The organism is Desulfosarcina widdelii (genome assembly GCF_009688965.1).
In the GTDB taxonomy this organism is placed as follows: Bacteria; Desulfobacterota; Desulfobacteria; order Desulfobacterales; family Desulfosarcinaceae; genus Desulfosarcina; species Desulfosarcina widdelii.
Genome location: NZ_AP021875.1, coordinates 413,972 through 432,481 on the forward strand (window position 1 = coordinate 413,972; position 18,510 = coordinate 432,481).

Genomic DNA, 18,510 nt, shown 5'->3' on the forward strand with positions numbered 1-18,510 from the left:
TTTTAAGCGTTCACGGGGTAATTTAATGCGAAGCAGAAATCTGTGCGACATCGCTAATTATGGTTTCTTGAATAATTATAGAGTTTCAATAATTCAGGTAAAAATCGTTTCTTCATTACCAGTAAGTGCATTTGGCCACATAGATAACCTGATGATGAATTGCCTTAGAATTGATGAAAACGGCTCTTTTATTTACAAGGGAGCGTTGGTGGTTGCCACCGAGAAGAAAAAAGAAGTTAAAAAATGGCTTTTCAGCCACTTCTCCAGATTCATCACCACTGTCGCTCTGCCACAACTGGTTGGGACGGGATCGTTCGAAGAACCGGGGCTTGGGTGGATTCTTCACCGGCTTGCGCCGGGCCTTGTTTACCAGCCCCTTCTCAGACAGTGTTTTGTGGACGGTGGATTGGCTCGTGGGAATCAGGAAAAAGCGTTTGAGCACGTCGGTGATGCGCCGGGCGCCATACTCCGGGTGCGCTTTCTTGACGTCGATGACACGATGTTAGATCTCTGGTTTAACGGAAGGCGTTCCGCCTGGCCGGGGCTTCGGTGTCAGCCCTTCGACCCCGCCCCGCCGATAGGCGTTGGCCCAGCGCCGGATCGAGTGCTGGCTGATGCCGAACTCCGCGCTGATCAGTGCAGCGCTGTAGCCTTACTCCAGGAAGAGCTTGACGATCCTGAGGCGGAACTCGACGGGGTAGGCCCACGTCCGGGGACGTTCCCTATCTCCTCCGGCTTTCCGTTTTTTCTTTTCCTTTTTCATCGGGTGATCTCCTTTCTGTGTAATTGGTTTTTACACCCGGGATTGTCACCCTATTTTTTCAATTTGGATGTGCCATTAACCGGCGATTAAGACACCTTTTCTCAGATGCAATATCCGGGTTAAACGTTAGCCTTAGGAGTAAAAATGTTCGATAATAACGCTAATACAGTTCAAAACAAAAATATTTCTTTAAAACAATATTATGATTTTTGTTTGAATGCAGATATGAGTCCAAATTTCCATCCGAATTTCGTTGAATTTTATTATTCTCAACTTAAAATAAAGCCTCAAATAATAGGTAGAATGAATAAAAATGGCCAATTAATAGCAGCATACCCTGTACTTTATAGACAAATATTTCCAAATTCCTTACATAAAAAAATATTAGGGAAAAAATTTAATATACTCGGTGATATTGGTCAGCCTGAAATATTTTTTCCAGTTTTAAAAAATTCTACAAAAATTTCTTTGAATAATCTTTCTCCAACTACCAGTCCTCTCTTGAAAAACTTTTTAAAGAGATCTATCAACTATTCGATAAAATCGATAGCAATAGCAAAGAAAACAAGACATAAAAATATTACAAGAGAGCAAAAAAAGTTGTTACAAAACGGTGGTAAAATATATTTCACTGATGAAATTAATAAAAAAGACTTTGTAGATATATATATACGGCTTCACTGCAAAAGATGGGGTTATATGCCTGATGAATTACGATACGTTCGAAAACAGATTATTAAACTCTACAAACACATACATGGAGGAATTCTACTACTTAAAAACGAACCATTAGCAGCACAGCTATGTTTCAAAAATGAAGGCAAAAATATTTTTTATGTAGACTTTATTAATTTGGGAGTAAAAGCACATGACAAAAAGCAATCTTACGGTAGTATAATGATGCTATCAACTCTGCGAAAATCTGAACATGTTGCATTTTATAAGGGAAAAAAACTTAGATTTTCTTTTGGATACTACCAAGGAAAAAACCATTATAAAAGTCTTTGGACAAATCCAGAACCTACTTTTATTGCATTTTAGTTGACACTATTGTGAATCTCCCCCAAATTAGTGGACACTGAGTTAAGGTGTGCGACATCGCTAATTATGGCACAAGTTTCGATTTAAATGGGGTGACACTTTTTCGGGTTTACGGATGATGATCATCCGTTTGCGCTCCATCCATTTCCTGGCCGATACGCGCCATGCGGTCGGATCGATCTCATTTTTCCCGGCACGCTGAGAGATGTCAAGGGCCAGATCAAAGATCCAGTCATACGCCTCCTTTCGTTGACGTTTCGTACAGCGCAACCGCGATGACGAAAAATAAGCCCGGCAGGCGTTCTTGCCGGACAGGCTGCGCCGGGGAAGGTGGTTCCATGCATGAGCGGCGTTGTCCACCTGCAGGGCCAGTTCCTTTCTCGTATCGGCGGCGTGCTTCCATTTCCTCAACCAGGTTTTCACCTCCCCCTGGCTGTGTTCGATGGCCCCGTTGTAGCTGGGCGTGTAAAAGGGGCTGTTGATCGGGATGACCATATGTTCTTCCAAAAGCGCGTTCACAGACACATGGTTCAGGTTGCCGGCGTTGTCCCGCTTGATGAACAGCGGTGGTCCGAAGCGGCAAAAGTGCCGGGACAGATGACCGGCGATCTCCTCCCCGCAGGGTTCGGCCGAACCGGTCAGGGGTGCGAACTTGTAACGGGAGCACAAGTCCTGGACGTTCTGGACATGGCAATCCCGGTACTCCAGACCGTCCATTGCCCATGACAGATCCGGCTTCAGCCAGACCACCTGGCACGGCTTTGCGTTGGTGGCCGACCGAACTTCCCGGACCAGTTCATTCAGTTCCCTGCGGGAGATGCTCTCGGCGTGGGCGTCATGAAGTCTACCGGTACCGCGGCTGCGTTTGCGGCCGTGATCCAGATCCCGGATCTGTTGCTTCAACCCGGCCAGATTCAACGGCCGAACCTTTTTCGGGCCGCGTTTTTCCAAGGCAGAATGCCCGCTGGCAATCCGCTGTTTCCAGCGCATCAGGGTTCGATAGCGCAGCCCCACCTGGGCCGCACAGCAGGCATACGACAGCGAGAATTTCGTTTTGGCATCCTCGATCATGGCCACCGCCTGTCGGATGCGCTCATTTTTTTTTCGCCCGGTCGCTGCCGGTTGAAGGAAGCTTGAGATCCATCAGCACGTCCTTGAGTGCCATTTTGTGGTTCAGCAGGTCGATCTGCCGGTTGGCTTCCCCGAGCTGCTTCTCCAGCCATTGGCGATGGTCGTCGGCAGGGTGCGGCGGTCGTCCCGGCAGCTGGTCGGTCACACTGTCCAGAAGGGCGGACAGTCCCCGCTGCTCCCACTTGTAGAACGTTTTGCGTGAGACCCCCAGGCGGTCGGCGGCCTGGCCGGCAGTCAGCAGGCCGCAGCGGACCTTCATGATCATCTCGGCTCTGCGCCGCGCCGTCTGACGGGTCGATGGTTGTTTGGCCATAGGTGTCCTCGCCTATCCGGCCGCAGCTGCCTTCTGGATCGATTGGAGACGCTTTTCCAACTTGCCGGGTTCGCTCAGCTTCTTTTCGATCAGCCGTGACAACCGCTGGTTGATCGGCGGCAGCGGATCCTTCTTGTTTGGGTCCAGGGCCTTGAGCATCCCCTCGATGGCCAGGTTCTGCCACTGCCCCAACAGCGTCGGGCTGATCGACAGTTCCTGACACACCTGGGCGCTCGTGCGGCGCTCGCTCCAGATCGACAACACGGCCGTAATTTTCTGCTGCGGATCGAATACTCTGCGGATTCGTTGGTTTGTCTTCATGATCTATATCCTTTCTTGCATCGTACACAAGTTCTTTTTCGTGACTGGCTTCGTCTACCAGCATCCTGACCTTACCCTTTTCGGCACGGATGACCACCGACTGGCCGCCCATGCGGCCGACCATGTAAAACGGATCCACCGGTCGACCCCGGAGGGCCAGCTCCAGCACGTTCTCCTCGAGGCCGCGCTGCAGGGTCTTTTTCAGGTCGTGGGCGATCTCGAAAAAGCGATCGGCCGGGCAAAGGCCGCCGATGCCCTGGTGGGGGCGCTTGTGGTTGTAATAGTTGATCCAAAAAGAAGTCCGTTCCACCGCCTGCGCGAAGCTGTCGAACTGCGCCCGCTGAAGGAACTCGCCCAGGATCGATTTCCAGAAGCGTTCGATCTTGCCCAGCGTCATGGGATGATGGGGGCGGGAACGGATGTGTTTGACGCGGTCTTTTTTCATCTCCCGTTCGAAGCGGGTCTTGCCGCGCCAGTTCGTATACTGGCGACCGTTATCGGTGAGCATCTCTTTGGGAACCCCGTACTCGGCCACGCCCCGGCGGTAGGTCTCCAGCACGTGCTCGGCGGTCTGGCTGCGGTACAGTCCCAGGGCGGTGATGTAACGGCTGTAGTCGTCCATGAAGCCGATCAGGTAGGCGTTACGACCCGCCAGGCGGAAGGTCATGATGTCGCTCTGCCACATCTGGTTGGGACGGGCGCGTTCGAAAAACCGGGGCTTGGGCGGATTCCTTACCGGTTTGCGTTTCGCCTTGTTCACCATCCCCTTTTCGGATAAGGTTTTGTGGACGGTGCTCTGGCTGGTGGGAATCAGGAAAAACCGTTTGAGAACGTCGGCGATGCGCCTGGCACCGTACTCCGGATGCGACTTCTTGACGGCGATCGCCCGTTCCTGGATCTCTGGCGTTACGGAAGGCTTGCCGCCCGGCCGAGGCTTCGGCGTCAGCCCTTCGACACCGCCTTGCCGGTAGGCGGAAACCCAGCGCTGGATCGAGTGTTTGCTGATGCCGAACTCCGTGCTGATCAGTGCGGCACTGTAGCCTTCCTCCAGGAAGAGCTTGACGATCCGGAGGCGGAACTCGACGGGGTAGGCCAACGTCCGTGAAGAACGTTTCCTATCCCCTCCGGCTTTCCGTTTTTTCTTTTTCATTGGGTGATCTCCTTTCTGTGTAATTGGTTTTTACACTCAGGAGTGTCACCCCATTTTTTCAATTTCGGTGTGCCATTAACTGGAAATTAGGACATTACCGGAGTGTTACCCATTTTTTAGCAAATCAAATTGTCAGCAATTGGCGACTATGAGAAAAATTCAAATTCAAGATCTGGGGAAAAAAATCTATGAGAAAAAAATTATTAAAACTTTTGCCTTTTCCTTCTGGCTATGAATTTGCGATAACTTTTACTGATGATACTGATTTTTCTACAAGGGAAAATACTGAGCCTGTTTATAATTTTCTATACAAGATGAAGATAAAAGGTACAAAAACTGTTTGGACAACAAAACAAAAGAGGACCTCAAGCTTTAACAAAAAGAATGAAAAGAATGTACACGCTAATATAAAAAATGGATCAACTATACAAAATCAAGATTACTTAGATTTCATACTCTCGCTAAAGCAAAGAAACTTTGAAATAGCACTGCATAATGTAGCTGCCGGTAATTCTTATAGAAATGAAATTATTGAGGGAATAGAAAGATTTAAAACAACATTTGGTGAGTATCCAAAAATTAACATATTTCATGAAAAAAATATGGAAAACCTATATGCTGGATATTATAAATTAAACTGTTTACCATTTAAAGTTATCGAAAAAGTTTTACATAACAGTGATTATCAAGGTCATATTGAAGGTAGCCCATATTTCTGGGGAGATATTGCTATGAAAAATATAAAATATATGAGGATACCTTTTCATACAATAAAAGAAATTAACACTTTAAAGATAAACCCCACCATGCCTTTTTATGATCCCAATAGGCCATATGTAAATTATTGGTTTAGTTGCTCAGATGGTTCATGTATCCATATGTTTAAAAAATTATTAACAAAAAAAAATATTGATAATCTCATAAGAGAAAATGGTGCATGTATTATTTATACTCATTTTTCAAAGGGATTTGCTGAAAGAGTGAATAAACGTTATGTGTTGAATGATGGATTTGTCAATATTATCAAAAGGATTTCTAAGTATAATAACGCATGGTTTCCAACTGTTTCAGAATTTCTTGATAGGCTTTTAATTATTAAAAAGGTTTCTGTAATACAAAATAAATACGATGTTAGAATAACAAATAATAATGATTTTGATGTTGACAGTATTACTTTAAAAGTTGCTCCAGGATTTGTATTGAAAGATCCAAAAGGAAAAGAACTAAAGGCAACCAAGAATGGGATAATAATAATTGATAATTTAAAATCAAATTCTACCATATTATTTCAAAGTAATGAGATTGGAAAATATAATAAATATTTAAAAAATAATTTTATTCCTAAATCTGAAAGAGCTACCTTAGAATTCTATAATTATTATGGTTTGTTAAAGTCGAGCATTAAATTGTAAAAGTCAAAAAACTACCGGAAAATTCGTCCTCTCGGCCGGTGACAATGGATAAGCTTTTTCCAGCTTTCGCCGCTGGATAACGTACAATATTTTTCGCACATTTGAGGCGGTGGCCTCGATATGGTTAAATACAGGTTGCGAGACCAAACATTTAACCAGGAGTTTGAGGTTGCGGTTATGTTTTAGTGAACTATCGAGTGCCAGGTCCGCGGAGCAGAGAGTATTGTCCATGTTTTTGTAGCCCATGAATATTCTCCAACTAATTGTAATGTAGATATGTATTATGAACGTCATCAAAAAGCAAGCAAGAATGCAATAACCCGATGATATATTTGTTAAATTGATATTAACATCACAACTGGAGAGGGAGGCGGATTGATCTTGCGCCTAAATTCCTATTGGTTTGGCAAAGGTCTTTCAGCAGACCATCAAGTTTGGCATATTGTTTGCTGTTGATATGCTTAAACGGAATTTCACGATGGTCAAACGAAAAAGATAAGTACATTGCTATAATAGAATGAAAAATATCTGTAATATTTAAAAAAATTGATGATCCAAAAAATTTAACAGGTAGAAGTCGATTTGATTTTGTACTGTATTATCATTTAATTATTTCTGAGGAGAAAATTATGTATCTAAAGTCACTTATTATAATAATGAAGGAAAAATTAAAAATATATGACGGCAAATATATGTCCAACATACTAAAAATATTAGCTATTAGTGTTATTTTAAATATTCCTGTTACAGCATTGTCTTCTCCAAGTATATCTTCTGTGGAGGGAACTGTTAAAGACGGTAGCAGAATTTTTATCACCGGTAATGATTTTGGTGCAAATGGCCCTAATATTTTTCTATTTGATGACTTTTCTGGAGGTGAAAACGGAGAAGTTTTTCCCGATAAGAGCGCAATCATAGGCACTTGGGATTTAAAGCGTGGAAAAGTATGGACCGATAATTTATTATCGAAAAATCAGGGATCACGGCATACAGGGTTAGACGGTGGTATGCAGAATCGTATACTTTTTGGATCTGTTCAAGAGGAAATATTCATATCAAGTATAGCTTATGTCCCAGATGGATATCGCTTCCCAGGAGCGGCAACAGAAAACGCTCTTGACAGTAACCCCAATATCAAACACGCGTGGTTATTTTATACCGCTGATGGTTATAGCGTTGACAACGATCCAGATATGTGGATGCCTGGGGTTGATACTGGTGGGAATTGGCAAACATTGATGTCCAATGATACTCGCAGCCCACGGCAAGGTTGGCGTAGCGGTTCAGCAGAACAGCAGTGGGCTTGGAACGAACCTGTAAGGTGGTCGTTTTGGTTTAAAGGTAATGGAACAACCGCCTCTGGTTCGAGAGAGTATCATGGCGCGGTGAGTTCTTCCGGGCATACATTCTACGAAAACCACAATGTGGCATGGTTCGATACAAGTGATCATGCTTATGGTTTTGATCGTATGACAATTCCAGGCTATTTATCTCGCGATTCATATCCAACTTATAACTACGTTATTGATGACGTTTATGTGGCGGTTGGTCCAAATGCTGCTGCTCGTGTTGAAATAGGTAACAATGCTAAGTACACTAATTGTACAAAATTAGCTATTATGACTCCTACGAGTTGGAGTGATAATAAAATAGAGGCTGTTGTCCGTGAGGGAATGATTGATACAAATGATACTCTTTATCTTTACGTTATAGACAATAATAATGTTTGTTCTGATGGATACCCCATTTCCATTAGCACTCAAGATGATGATTTAGACCCACCACAAAATCTTAAGGTAATTGATTAAGTTATGGCACCAAATCACACAGGTAATCTGAGATAATCTCGAAGACATCCATGTGCCTGTGGTTGTACCGAAATTCTAGAGTGTGAAATTAGGGATGCCAAGTCAAATGGCTGATATCCGGGACGCCCATTAAAGGGCGGGTCAAGTAAAAAAACACCTCCCCGTGCGAAACGCATGACTGATTTTCGCTTGACCACATTTTTGTTTGAACGACAGATTCGCTGTTTTCCCTTCTTCCGCACCCGTTGCTTCAATGATGTCGGCTGAATCGATGATGGTCGATCCGCACCAGTCACCCATCGGGATCAAGGTGGTCTATGCCACCCCTGGCTCAAAGAGCCCCAGAAAACCTTCGGTACCATGCCGATACCAAATGATGTTTCACAGACCGGTGGCTGGAAGCCAGCCCCATCGTGGTTCACGGCATGGGCGGATGAATCGAAAAACAGGCGGGATGCGGCAGTTCCAATCAGACCCTATGGATGATACCAACCCCAGAAATGGATCACTGCCGCACCCAGATTTTACCTGAATAATAATGCCGGATCGTAGGTCGTTTGATCCCGCATGATAAAATATGACGCCTTACTCAACTTGTTGGCCAAAGCCTTGATGGCCACGGTGTAATTTTTCTCAGCCATTTTGCGCTCAAGAAACTTCCGTGCCTGAGAACAACTACGCTTATTGTGATTGGCCGCTTCCACATAGGCCCAGGCCAGGTATCGGTTTCCGTTCTTGCGGTTGTTGTTGCCTTTCTTTTTGCCGTTTGACAGGCTCTGTGCCTTTACACACCGACAATAAGACGAGTAGTGACCAACTTTCTCGAATCGCCTTATATCTCCTACCTCAAGCATGATTGTCATGGCCAGAATCCTTCCGATGCCTGGTATGGTGAGCAAGCCTCTATAGGCGCTGTCCAACTCGACCATGGTCTCAACTTCCGATTCGATGGCCTCAATCTGTTTGCCCAGGAAACGAATTGTTTCTATCTGATGAAGGGCTGTGGAGACCAGATGCGGACAGTCAAACATCTGCTTGATGAAATCGTCCCGGAAACGGACGATGGCGCTGACGCTTTGCTCAACGCCTCGATTGCGAGCAATCATACTTTGAAGGCTGAGGGTTTGAGTGGTTCTCTGCTTGACGAACATCATCCTTCTTCGGAACATATCCCTTACGGATCGTAGCTTCTTGGGATAAATGTAACCTTGGGCCAGGATGCCCAACTGCAGCAGGTGCGCCAGCCAGAAAGCATCCTTTTTGTCATCCCTGTGCTTCAAACCCTTGTACTGCTGGATGGCCGCCGGGTTGGCCAAGTGGACCTTGTAATTATTTTCCATCAGGCCATCCACAAGCCAATACCAATTGTAGGTTGACTCCACGACAACCCCTTGCAGTGTGCGCTTGTACTTGCGCAATACTTTCAGCACAGTCTTCAGATTGTTGTCATAGCGGCGGCTGTGAAGCCGTTCGTTTTTGTGGTTGATCACACCGATGTAATTGTTGCTTGAATGCAGATCGATTCCGGCGTAAGTTTTCATATGGCACCTCCCTTTTGTTTGACATGTTACCCAATTATTCCATAGCGATGGTCGCTATGGAAAGGGAGGTGCCTTTTATTTTAACTCGGCGACTAGCAGGGAATCATCATGTGCGAGAATGGGCCATAAAAGCTCGTCGGAGCTCATGATGATTCCCTGCGGGTTCCATACGCCCTTTAATGATTATCAGGCCAAGCTAACTAACTGGAATTAAATTGGAAAGGTTGAAAAAGATGTCTTATTTTGGTTCTATATCGCGATTTTTAAGGCTGAAAATCGAATTATAGGCGGATTGTCCTTCCCTCAGTTCAAATGCCCCTTCGGTGGGTCTGGCGGAGCGACCCTTTGCGGATTAGCCACGGACACACACAGACGAACACGGACAGGTTTTTTTGCAGCCTTTGGCTGGAAGGGCTTTTTAATAGGACGCGGATAACCGCGGATGAACACGGACTTTAAAGCTGATAGCTCATGGCAAACCAGTTGAAGTAGTTGTATTGAGGGGAAGGGAGGACGGGCATGAAATAATGCGTTTCTATTTAACTGAGGTGGACCCCATTGGACGGACAGCCTGACGGGTGGAATAAGCTATAAGAAAACAACATTAGAATGAAAAACAAGCTCCCCAAAAAAATAGGACAGAGATTTCGGGACGGGCCAAACCAACTAACTGGAATAAAATCGGAAGAGTTGAAAACGGTGCCTTATTTAGGGTCTATATCGCGATTTTCAAGGCCAAAAATCGAATTATAGGCGGATTGTGTTGTCTCAGGACTGTGACCGCCGATTTAATTCCCATCCAATTTCAGCGGATCTAATTCCCACCAAAACCATCGGTGTTCGCCTACCACTACCAATAGCTGATGGTCCAGTTGGTTGAATCGGTTATATTTGTTTTGTTGGTTGGATTGGTCAGAACCGCGTTTCAGGCACAGACACGCACGAAAAGAAAACAAAATCAGGCTACATGTGGGGACGGGCATGAAATTATGCGTTTCCCTTCAAGATTGTGCTCGAACGTGGGTCGACTTGCGGCGTTCATCAGGGGACGGGCCAAGTCAACAAACTGGAATTATATTGGAAGAGTTGAAAAAGGTGTCTTATTTACTGAAGTTTCGCAGCTAATTTTTGGATATTTTAGAGGGATAATAAATTGAAAATATTAGGAAAATAATTGAAAAGCGGCTCTGAATTTAGTATATTAGACATCGCCAAACACCTAATATCACTAAAGAAAGAACCGCTATGAATCACCCTAATACATTTTCCCTCTCCTTGCAAAAACAATCTGATTCGGGCCGGATCATTGACGACCATGAACTCAATCGTGCGTTCACCGAACTCAAGTTCCGCTCATTGGCCCGACAAAGCAACATCACCAAAAAAAGAGGCTATGAAACACTCTCGCTCATATTTGTTTTCGTACTACTGCCTTTTCTCAAGCGAAGCCTCAGCAGTTTCTGTAATGGCGGCTATCTACAAAATTACGTCCAGGCCCATAAAGACACATTCTATCGGTTCTTGAACAATGAACGTTTCAACTGGCGCAAACTGGTCCAGTTGCTGGCATCAAAGATCATTGCCATGAGTAAAGAAGTCCCCTTGAAGGAAAAAGTGTTGATTGCCGATGACTCCATCTGCCCCAAATCGGGTAAAGAGATCGAATTGGTCAGCTATCATTTCGATCACAAAGTCAGGCGCTCCATCCTTGGCAACCAGTACCTGCAATTGGGCTTTCACGACGGGTTGCATTTCTTTCCGATCGATGGTGCCTTCCATACTTCCAGTCACCGGCCCAACACCGATATGCGGGATATCGACAAGCGTACCAACGGCTGGAAACGACGCAAAGAAGCCCTGAGTAAAAAAACCGATGTTCTGGTTCAGATGCTCGACAGGGCCTGGAAGTCTGGCATCGATGCCAGCTTTGTCTTGTTCGACAGCTGGTTTGCCCATGACGATATCGTCCGTCGCATCGTCGATGTCGGCTATGGCGTCATCTGTCGTTTGAAGCGCAACCGGGTTAAATACGGATATCGAGGCGGCGCATATACGCTTAAACAATTATGGCAGCAGATCGCCAAGAAACAGACTGTCTGGATCAAGGATCGCACGATTAAGGGCGTATGCCTCAATGTCACGTTGAAAAAGACCGGCTCGGTTCGGGTACTGTTCGTTTCCGATGGTCGCAAACAGTGGCAGGCCCTGCTTTGCACCGACACCGACCTGGAGCCATCCCGGATTCTTGACTATTACGCCCGCCGTTGGTCCATCGAAGTATACTTTAAAGATGCCAAGCAGATGCTTTACATGGGAAAAGAGCAAAGCAATACGTTTGACGCCTTGATCGCCAGCCAGAGCCTGGTAATGATCCGGTATCTGCTATTGGTCTACATCCAGATAAAACACGGGCTGAACGCCTGCGTTGGTCCGCTGTTTCGGCAAACGTCGGATAATCAGTCATTGTGGATGTTCAGTCGTGCCGTCTGGGACCATGTCAAAGAACTAATTTTTAAGTCAAGCGATATACTTTCGTACCGTATCGAACCTGATTTACTTTTTCATTTTATTGATATCATAGAAGATCTCATCGCTGAACAAAGTCGATGGGTTACTGCGAAACTTTAGTTATTTAGGATATATATCGCGACTTTTAAGGCTGAAAATCGAATTATAGGCGGAATGTTCTCGCCTAAGGCGGGGAAGGGGACATTCTAATTATCCAAAAAATTACAACAAATGAAAAATTAATTCGGGGATGATGCTTTCATGCGATTCCCTTAAATTGATTCGGGCGGCGGTTAAGAAGAATTGGGTCTTCCTTTTGCCGCCGTTTTAATTCAGGGTAGCAGAGCGGCGTAGACCGGATGTTTTACAGCTCTTATAAATTTTGCTGAATTCAGCATTCAGGTCGATTCCTATCCGTATCTTAGTTTCAAAATATGCACACCGAGGTACGATAAATTGCACACTCGTCACTTTCGCGATTTTTTTTTTGTCACGGACCCACACGGACAGATATAATTTTGAATTCTTAGTTTTGAATTTTAAATTGTCGAAAAGATCAAGGTCCTTATACTTCATTTAAAATTGTTTTGCAGCCTTCGGCTGAAAAGCGATAAATAGGACACGGATGAACACCGATGAACACGGATAGGGCATAGGGATTTCGGCTGATATCCGGGACGCCCATTAAAGGGCGGGTCAAGTAAAAAAACACCTCCCCGTGCGAAACGCATGACTGATTTTCGCTTGACCACATTTTTGTTTGAACGACAGATTCGCTGTTTTCCCTTCTTCCGCACCCGTTGCTTCAATGATGTCGGCTGAATCGATGATGGTCGATCCGCACCAGTCACCCATCGGGATCAAGGTGGTCTATGCCACCCCTGGCTCAAAGAGCCCCAGAAAACCTTCGGTACCATGCCGATACCAAATGATGTTTCACAGACCGGTGGCTGGAAGCCAGCCCCATCGTGGTTCACGGCATGGGCGGATGAATCGAAAAACAGGCGGGATGCGGCAGTTCCAATCAGACCCTATGGATGATACCAACCCCAGAAATGGATCACTGCCGCACCCAGATTTTACCTGAATAACAATGCCGGATCGTAGGTCGTTTGATCCCGCATGATAAAATATGACGCCTTGCTCAACTTGTTGGCCAAAGCCTTGATGGCCACGGTGTAATTTTTCTCAGCCATTTTGCGCTCAAGAAACTTCCGTGCCTGAGAACAACTACGCTTATTGTGATTGGCCGCTTCCACATAGGCCCAGGCCAGGTAGCGGTTTCCGTTTTTACGGTTGTTGTTTCCTTTCTTTTTGCCGTTGGATATGCTCTGTGCCTTGACGCAGCGGCAATAGGATGAGTAGTTGCCTACATTTTTAAACCGATGAATATCTCCGACCTCGAGCATGATCGTCGTTGCCAAAATCCGTCCGATTCCGGTAATGGTCAGTAATTAGGAAAGGGGGTCGCCCATTAAAGGGCGGGTCAAGTAAAAAAACACCTCCCCGTGCGAAACGCATGACTGATTTTCGCTTGACCACATTTTTGTTTGAACGACAGATTCGCTGTTTTCCCTTCTTCCGCACCCGTTGCTTCAATGATGTCGGCTGAATCGATGATGGTCGATCCGCACCAGTCACCCATCGGGATCAAGGTGGTCTATGCCACCCCTGGCTCAAAGAGCCCCAGAAAACCTTCGGTACCATGCCGATACCAAATGATGTTTCACAGACCGGTGGCTGGAAGCCAGCCCCATCGTGGTTCACGGCATGGGCGGATGAATCGAAAAACAGGCGGGATGCGGCAGTTCCAATCAGACCCTATGGATGATACCAACCCCAGAAATGGATCACTGCCGCACCCAGATTTTACCTGAATAATAATGCCGGATCGTAGGTCGTTTGATCCCGCATGATAAAATATGACGCCTTACTCAACTTGTTGGCCAAAGCCTTGATGGCCACGGTGTAATTTTTCTCAGCCATTTTGCGCTCAAGAAACTTCCGTGCCTGAGAACAACTACGCTTATTGTGATTGGCCGCTTCCACATAGGCCCAGGCCAGGTATCGGTTTCCGTTCTTGCGGTTGTTGTTGCCTTTCTTTTTGCCGTTTGACAGGCTCTGTGCCTTTACACACCGACAATAAGACGAGTAGTGACCAACTTTCTCGAATCGCCTTATATCTCCTACCTCAAGCATGATTGTCATGGCCAGAATCCTTCCGATGCCTGGTATGGTGAGCAAGCCTCTATAGGCGCTGTCCAACTCGACCATGGTCTCAACTTCCGATTCGATGGCCTCAATCTGTTTGCCCAGGAAACGAATTGTTTCTATCTGATGAAGGGCTGTGGAGACCAGATGCGGACAGTCAAACATCTGCTTGATGAAATCGTCCCGGAAACGGACGATGGCGCTGACGCTTTGCTCAACGCCTCGATTGCGAGCAATCATACTTTGAAGGCTGAGGGTTTGAGTGGTTCTCTGCTTGACGAACATCATCCTTCTTCGGAACATATCCCTTACGGATCGTAGCTTCTTGGGATAAATGTAACCTTGGGCCAGGATGCCCAACTGCAGCAGGTGCGCCAGCCAGAAAGCATCCTTTTTGTCATCCCTGTGCTTCAAACCCTTGTACTGCTGGATGGCCGCCGGGTTGGCCAAGTGGACCTTGTAATTATTTTCCATCAGGCCATCCACAAGCCAATACCAATTGTAGGTTGACTCCACGACAACCCCTTGCAGTGTGCGCTTGTACTTGCGCAATACTTTCAGCACAGTCTTCAGATTGTTGTCATAGCGGCGGCTGTGAAGCCGTTCGTTTTTGTGGTTGATCACACCGATGTAATTGTTGCTTGAATGCAGATCGATTCCGGCGTAAGTTTTCATATGGCACCTCCCTTTTGTTTGACATGTTACCCAATTATTCCATAGCGATGGTCGCTATGGAAAGGGAGGTGCCTTTTATTTTAACTCGGCGACTAGCAGGGAATCATCATGTGCGAGAATGGGCCATAAAAGCTCGTCGGAGCTCATGATGATTCCCTGCGGGTTCCATACGCCCTTTAATGATTATCAGGCCAAGCTAACTAACTGGAATTAAATTGGAAAGGTTGAAAAAGATGTCTTATTTTGGTTCTATATCGCGATTTTTAAGGCTGAAAATCGAATTATAGGCGGATTGTCCTTCCCTCAGTTCAAATGCCCCTTCGGTGGGTCTGGCGGAGCGACCCTTTGCGGATTAGCCACGGACACACACGAACGGACACAGACAAGATCGTTTTGTTTGCAGCCTTCGGCTGGGAAGGACTTTATATGGGACACGGATTAACGCGGATGAACACGGATCGGGCGTTAAGTTGGCAGCTGCGCTGATGAAAAACAAAAAGAATCAAGTAGCTGATAGTAGGGATAGAGGGGACGTGCGACTCGAAGAATATCATAATTCAGGAGGCCGTAGACGGAAGAGATGTTTTCGCCTTCGGCTCCGGTATTAAAAATCTAAAATTAAACGAATCCCATCTTCGATGGCCGTCATTTTATTTTTGGACAGGGTGCCGATTTTTTCTCTAATGCTGTTCTTATCCACGGATTTTATTTGTGATACGTTGATGACACACCGTTTCGGTAAATTGGCCTCCCCTTTACGCAACGTGACATTGCCGGGAAGGTCTCCATATCTAAGGGTTGAGGTGATTGCGAGCATAACGACGGTGCTGATTTTGCTGTCGTTGATGGCATCATTTTGAATGACCAACCCCGGTCGCCGTCCCTTTGGCTCAGAGCCTTTGCCAGGTGAAAAATCAACCCAGTATATCGATCCTTTGCGGATCACCATTCCTGGCCGCCATTACTGCCGGCTTTTTCGAACCAGAGCGCCGTTGATCTTTGTTCTTCTTTAATTGAATCATCATCGAAAACAATATCATATGCACTCTTCAGGTAATCTGCTTTCTCTTCGGCTATTTTTTGTTTAAGTATAGAGGATATCAATTTGCTGCGGGATATTCCCCGGGCCCGACTTATCTTATCGACCATGACAAGTATGTTTTTGGGTACCGTAATGGCAACCTTCTGTGTATGCATAAATAATCCTCCTGATAAGTATGATCATTAAATCATATCACCTCTTGCGATGTCGGTCAATGTGGTGTTGTGTGGGAGGTTGGCTTATTGCTGATAGGTGATTTTACCCGGGGCCAAGCTAACTAACTGGAATTAAATTGGAAAGGTTGAAAAAGATGTCTTATTTAGGGTCTATATTGCGATTTTTAAGGCTGAAAATCGAATTATAGGCGGATTGTCCTTCCCTCAGTTCAAATGCCCCTTCGGTGGGTCTGGCGGAGCGACCCTTTGCGGATTAGCCACCCCGGTTAAATCCGCTTTGCTCCTCACTGGCGTGAATTTAACAGGGCAGGCGGACACACACAGACGAACACGGACAGGTTTTTTTGCAGCCTTTGGCTGGAAGGGCTTTTTAATAGGACGCGGATAACCGCGGATGAACACGGACTTTAAAGCTGATAGCTCATGGCAAACCAGTTGAAGTCGTTGTATTGAGGGGAAGGGAGGACGGGCATGAAATAATGCGTTTCTATTTAACTGAGGTGGACCCCATTGGCCGGACAGCCTGAAGGGTGGAATAAGCTATAAGAAAACAACATTAGAATGAAAAACAAGCTCCCCAAAAAAATAGGAACCAGGAGTGGTGTTTATCTTTCACGTCCTTGACGTACAAAGCCAACAATCTCTTCGGTAGTGACATCCACTTTTATGGTGGAGACGTTCAGAGGGGATGCGTTTTCTGATTTTTTCAGTGGAGTCAGCACAAAGGTTCGTCCATCTTTTCTTCTGATTAATACTTTTCCCGCACTTTCTGCCTGTTCGAGAACGAGAGCTAATTTTTGGCGTGCTTCCGAATAGGTATAAACCTGCATGTCAGATCTCCAAAAAGTTGATTTTTAAAACTTGAGCTGCTGACATCAACTTTTGATCTAAGGTTAACAGTGGTGCTCTATGCCTTATCGCACAATCCAGAAAATAGGAGTCGTAGGCATACATACCAGTTTGTTTGGATATGGTGATAGCATTAACGAAATCTGTCCGGATATACCGAATTGGTATACTTTCGAAAATTTCGAGTCCTTTCTTGGCTTCATCGAGCGACAAACGGCTTCGTTTAAACATGGCTGAAAAGGCATTGCCAACTTCCCAAGGTATAGACCCTGGCCCGATTAGTGTCTTCCCGAGAGTTAGCTTTATAATTCGATCTCGTTCCGGCTCATTTACGATCACAGCAATAAGCGCCGATGTGTCAACAACAATATCCATTCTATATTCCCCCAGTTGTATTATTGACAATTGTACAACTTATTCAGATTTTGTCAATAAGGGGGAAACTACCGTCGGGGACGCCAAGTCAACTAACTGGAATTAAATCGGAAGCGTTGAAAAAGGTGCCTCATTCAGGGTCTATATCTCGATTTATAAGGCCAAAAATCGGATTATAGGCGGATTGATCTTCCCTCAGTTCAAATGCCCCTTCGGTGGGTTTGCCTGAGTGACCCTTTGCGGATTAGCCACGGACCCACACGGACGGACACGGACAAATTTCAAGCAACAGAGGCAGGTCTTCATTCTTTACATATTCCATTTTCTGTGATTAATCTTTGAGAAAAAGAACCACCAGTGGACAGGAATGAGCGGGCTGTGTTCATTTCTGTGCAAAACATGGGAGAGTTGAAGATCATTCACTCAAAACATTGCCGGACTTTTTATGTGACAGCCCATGATATAAGATGAAGAGACACCAATTAATAAAGCACCTCAAAAAGAATGGTGCCTCTCTTTTACGTGAAGGGAGCCGTCATACCATTTATCAAAAAGGTATGTTGAAGACTCAAATTCCCAGGCATAATGAAATCGTTGATGAATTGGCGCGTAAGATTTGTAAAGACCTTGGCATTCTATTTGTGAGGTAGTATCGATGAAATATCGAGCAGTTGTAAAAAAAAAAGAGGGCTGGTGGATTGGCTGGCTCATTGATCTTCCAGGCGTAAATGCGCAGGAAAGAACTAAATCGGAACTCTTGGAATCCCTAAGAATTGGGGCTCAGGAAATGCTGGCTACGGAAATAGATTTTGAGCCTGAAGCCTGCATGACGACCATAAATGTGCCCGACCCGGAATGGGCTTCTATTCAGTAGAATTGGGAGAAGGGTTCGCCACGGACCCACACGGACCGAATAGCTGATAGCTCATGGCTGATAGCTGATAGACAATCAAGAAAAACCTTAAATAGGACACGGATAAACGCGGATGAACACGGATAGGGCGTAAATTAGCCACGGACACACACGGACAAATAGAATTTTGGATTCTTAGTTTCGAATTCTAAATTGTCGAAAGGATCAAGGTCCTTATCCTCTTATCCTTCATTCAAAATTGTTTTGCAGCCTTTGGCTGAAAAGCGATTAATAGGACACGGATTGACGCAGATGAACACGGATAGGGCGTAAAGGGAGTC

The 18,510-nt window shown here is 45.5% G+C and carries 17 protein-coding genes and 1 pseudogene; 7 read left to right on the forward strand and 11 right to left on the reverse strand.

The window, feature by feature from the left end; genetic code table 11:
- Positions 1-25 precede the first annotated feature (25 nt).
- Together GN111_RS34570 and GN111_RS01965 are read left to right on the forward strand one after the other, a co-directional pair.
- Positions 26-853, forward strand: a complete 828-nt coding sequence (locus GN111_RS34570) for a hypothetical protein (protein ID WP_231715647.1) — start codon at positions 26-28, stop codon at positions 851-853.
- Between the two features lie 54 nt (positions 854-907).
- Complete coding sequence (locus tag GN111_RS01965; protein ID WP_155302136.1) at positions 908-1,804, forward strand: GNAT family protein; 897 nt, start codon at positions 908-910, stop codon at positions 1,802-1,804.
- A 60-nt stretch (positions 1,805-1,864) separates the two neighbouring features.
- Here GN111_RS01965 and GN111_RS01970 read toward each other — a convergent pair whose 3' ends face one another.
- The 4 genes and pseudogenes from GN111_RS01970 to GN111_RS34355 form a co-directional block, all read right to left on the reverse strand.
- Positions 1,865-2,875, reverse strand: a complete 1,011-nt coding sequence (locus GN111_RS01970) for a hypothetical protein (protein WP_155302137.1) — start codon at positions 2,873-2,875, stop codon at positions 1,865-1,867.
- 22 nt (positions 2,876-2,897) lie between these two features.
- Positions 2,898-3,248 carry a helix-turn-helix domain-containing protein gene (locus GN111_RS01975; protein ID WP_155302138.1) on the reverse strand — a complete coding sequence of 117 codons (351 nt, stop codon included), beginning with the start codon at positions 3,246-3,248 and terminating at the stop codon, positions 2,898-2,900.
- 12 nt (positions 3,249-3,260) lie between these two features.
- The gene (locus GN111_RS01980; protein WP_155302139.1) at positions 3,261-3,569 is read right to left on the reverse strand and encodes a transposase; all 309 of its coding nucleotides are present in this window, start codon (positions 3,567-3,569) and stop codon (positions 3,261-3,263) included.
- 283 nt (positions 3,570-3,852) lie between these two features.
- Positions 3,853-4,719: pseudogene (locus GN111_RS34355) on the reverse strand (DDE-type integrase/transposase/recombinase); the annotation flags it as partial.
- Between the two features lie 188 nt (positions 4,720-4,907).
- Between GN111_RS34355 and GN111_RS01990 the strand changes: the two are divergent.
- Both GN111_RS01990 and GN111_RS01995 read left to right on the forward strand, forming a co-directional pair.
- Entirely contained in the window at positions 4,908-6,131 is a 1,224-nt protein-coding gene (locus tag GN111_RS01990) for a hypothetical protein (protein WP_155302140.1), read from the forward strand.
- A gap of 629 nt (positions 6,132-6,760) precedes the next feature.
- Positions 6,761-7,939, forward strand: a complete 1,179-nt coding sequence (locus tag GN111_RS01995; RefSeq protein ID WP_155302141.1) for a hypothetical protein — start codon at positions 6,761-6,763, stop codon at positions 7,937-7,939.
- A gap of 524 nt (positions 7,940-8,463) precedes the next feature.
- On the opposite strand, the gene GN111_RS02000 is transcribed toward GN111_RS01995, so the two are convergent.
- Positions 8,464-9,480: an IS110 family RNA-guided transposase gene (locus GN111_RS02000; RefSeq protein WP_155302142.1), complete on the reverse strand. Its 1,017-nt coding sequence runs from the start codon at positions 9,478-9,480 to the stop codon at positions 8,464-8,466.
- Between the two features lie 1,245 nt (positions 9,481-10,725).
- Between GN111_RS02000 and GN111_RS02005 the strand changes: the two genes are divergently transcribed.
- The gene (locus GN111_RS02005) at positions 10,726-12,108 is read left to right on the forward strand and encodes an IS4 family transposase (RefSeq protein ID WP_155302143.1); all 1,383 of its coding nucleotides are present in this window, start codon (positions 10,726-10,728) and stop codon (positions 12,106-12,108) included.
- Positions 12,109-13,067: 959 nt separating this feature from the next.
- On the opposite strand, the gene GN111_RS02010 is transcribed toward GN111_RS02005, so the two are convergent.
- The 6 genes from GN111_RS02010 to GN111_RS02035 all read right to left on the reverse strand — a co-directional run bounded on the left by GN111_RS02010 (position 13,068) and on the right by GN111_RS02035 (position 17,316).
- Positions 13,068-13,439, reverse strand: coding sequence for a transposase (locus tag GN111_RS02010; protein WP_435050933.1), 372 nt, complete (start codon positions 13,437-13,439; stop codon positions 13,068-13,070).
- A 418-nt stretch (positions 13,440-13,857) separates the two neighbouring features.
- A complete protein-coding gene (locus GN111_RS02015) occupies positions 13,858-14,874 on the reverse strand; it encodes an IS110 family RNA-guided transposase (protein ID WP_155302142.1) in 1,017 nt (338 codons plus the stop codon).
- A gap of 604 nt (positions 14,875-15,478) precedes the next feature.
- A complete protein-coding gene (locus GN111_RS02020; RefSeq protein ID WP_155302145.1) occupies positions 15,479-15,823 on the reverse strand; it encodes a type II toxin-antitoxin system PemK/MazF family toxin in 345 nt (114 codons plus the stop codon).
- A complete protein-coding gene (locus tag GN111_RS02025) occupies positions 15,817-16,071 on the reverse strand; it encodes a ribbon-helix-helix domain-containing protein (protein ID WP_155302146.1) in 255 nt (84 codons plus the stop codon). The genes GN111_RS02020 and GN111_RS02025 overlap by 7 nt, the downstream gene beginning before the upstream one ends.
- Before the next feature lie 626 nt (positions 16,072-16,697).
- Entirely contained in the window at positions 16,698-16,922 is a 225-nt protein-coding gene (locus GN111_RS02030) for a type II toxin-antitoxin system prevent-host-death family antitoxin (protein WP_155302147.1), read from the reverse strand.
- Position 16,923: 1 nt separating this feature from the next.
- On the reverse strand, positions 16,924-17,316 hold the full coding sequence (locus GN111_RS02035; RefSeq protein ID WP_155302148.1) for a type II toxin-antitoxin system VapC family toxin: 393 nt from the start codon (positions 17,314-17,316) through the stop codon (positions 16,924-16,926).
- A gap of 467 nt (positions 17,317-17,783) precedes the next feature.
- Between GN111_RS02035 and GN111_RS02040 the strand changes: the two genes are divergently transcribed.
- Positions 17,784-17,966 carry a type II toxin-antitoxin system HicA family toxin gene (locus GN111_RS02040; RefSeq protein ID WP_155302149.1) on the forward strand — a complete coding sequence of 61 codons (183 nt, stop codon included), beginning with the start codon at positions 17,784-17,786 and terminating at the stop codon, positions 17,964-17,966.
- Positions 17,967-17,971: 5 nt separating this feature from the next.
- Positions 17,972-18,190 (forward strand): type II toxin-antitoxin system HicB family antitoxin, encoded by a 219-nt coding sequence (locus tag GN111_RS02045; protein ID WP_155302150.1) that lies wholly within the window; start codon positions 17,972-17,974, stop codon positions 18,188-18,190.
- Positions 18,191-18,510 lie beyond the last annotated feature (320 nt).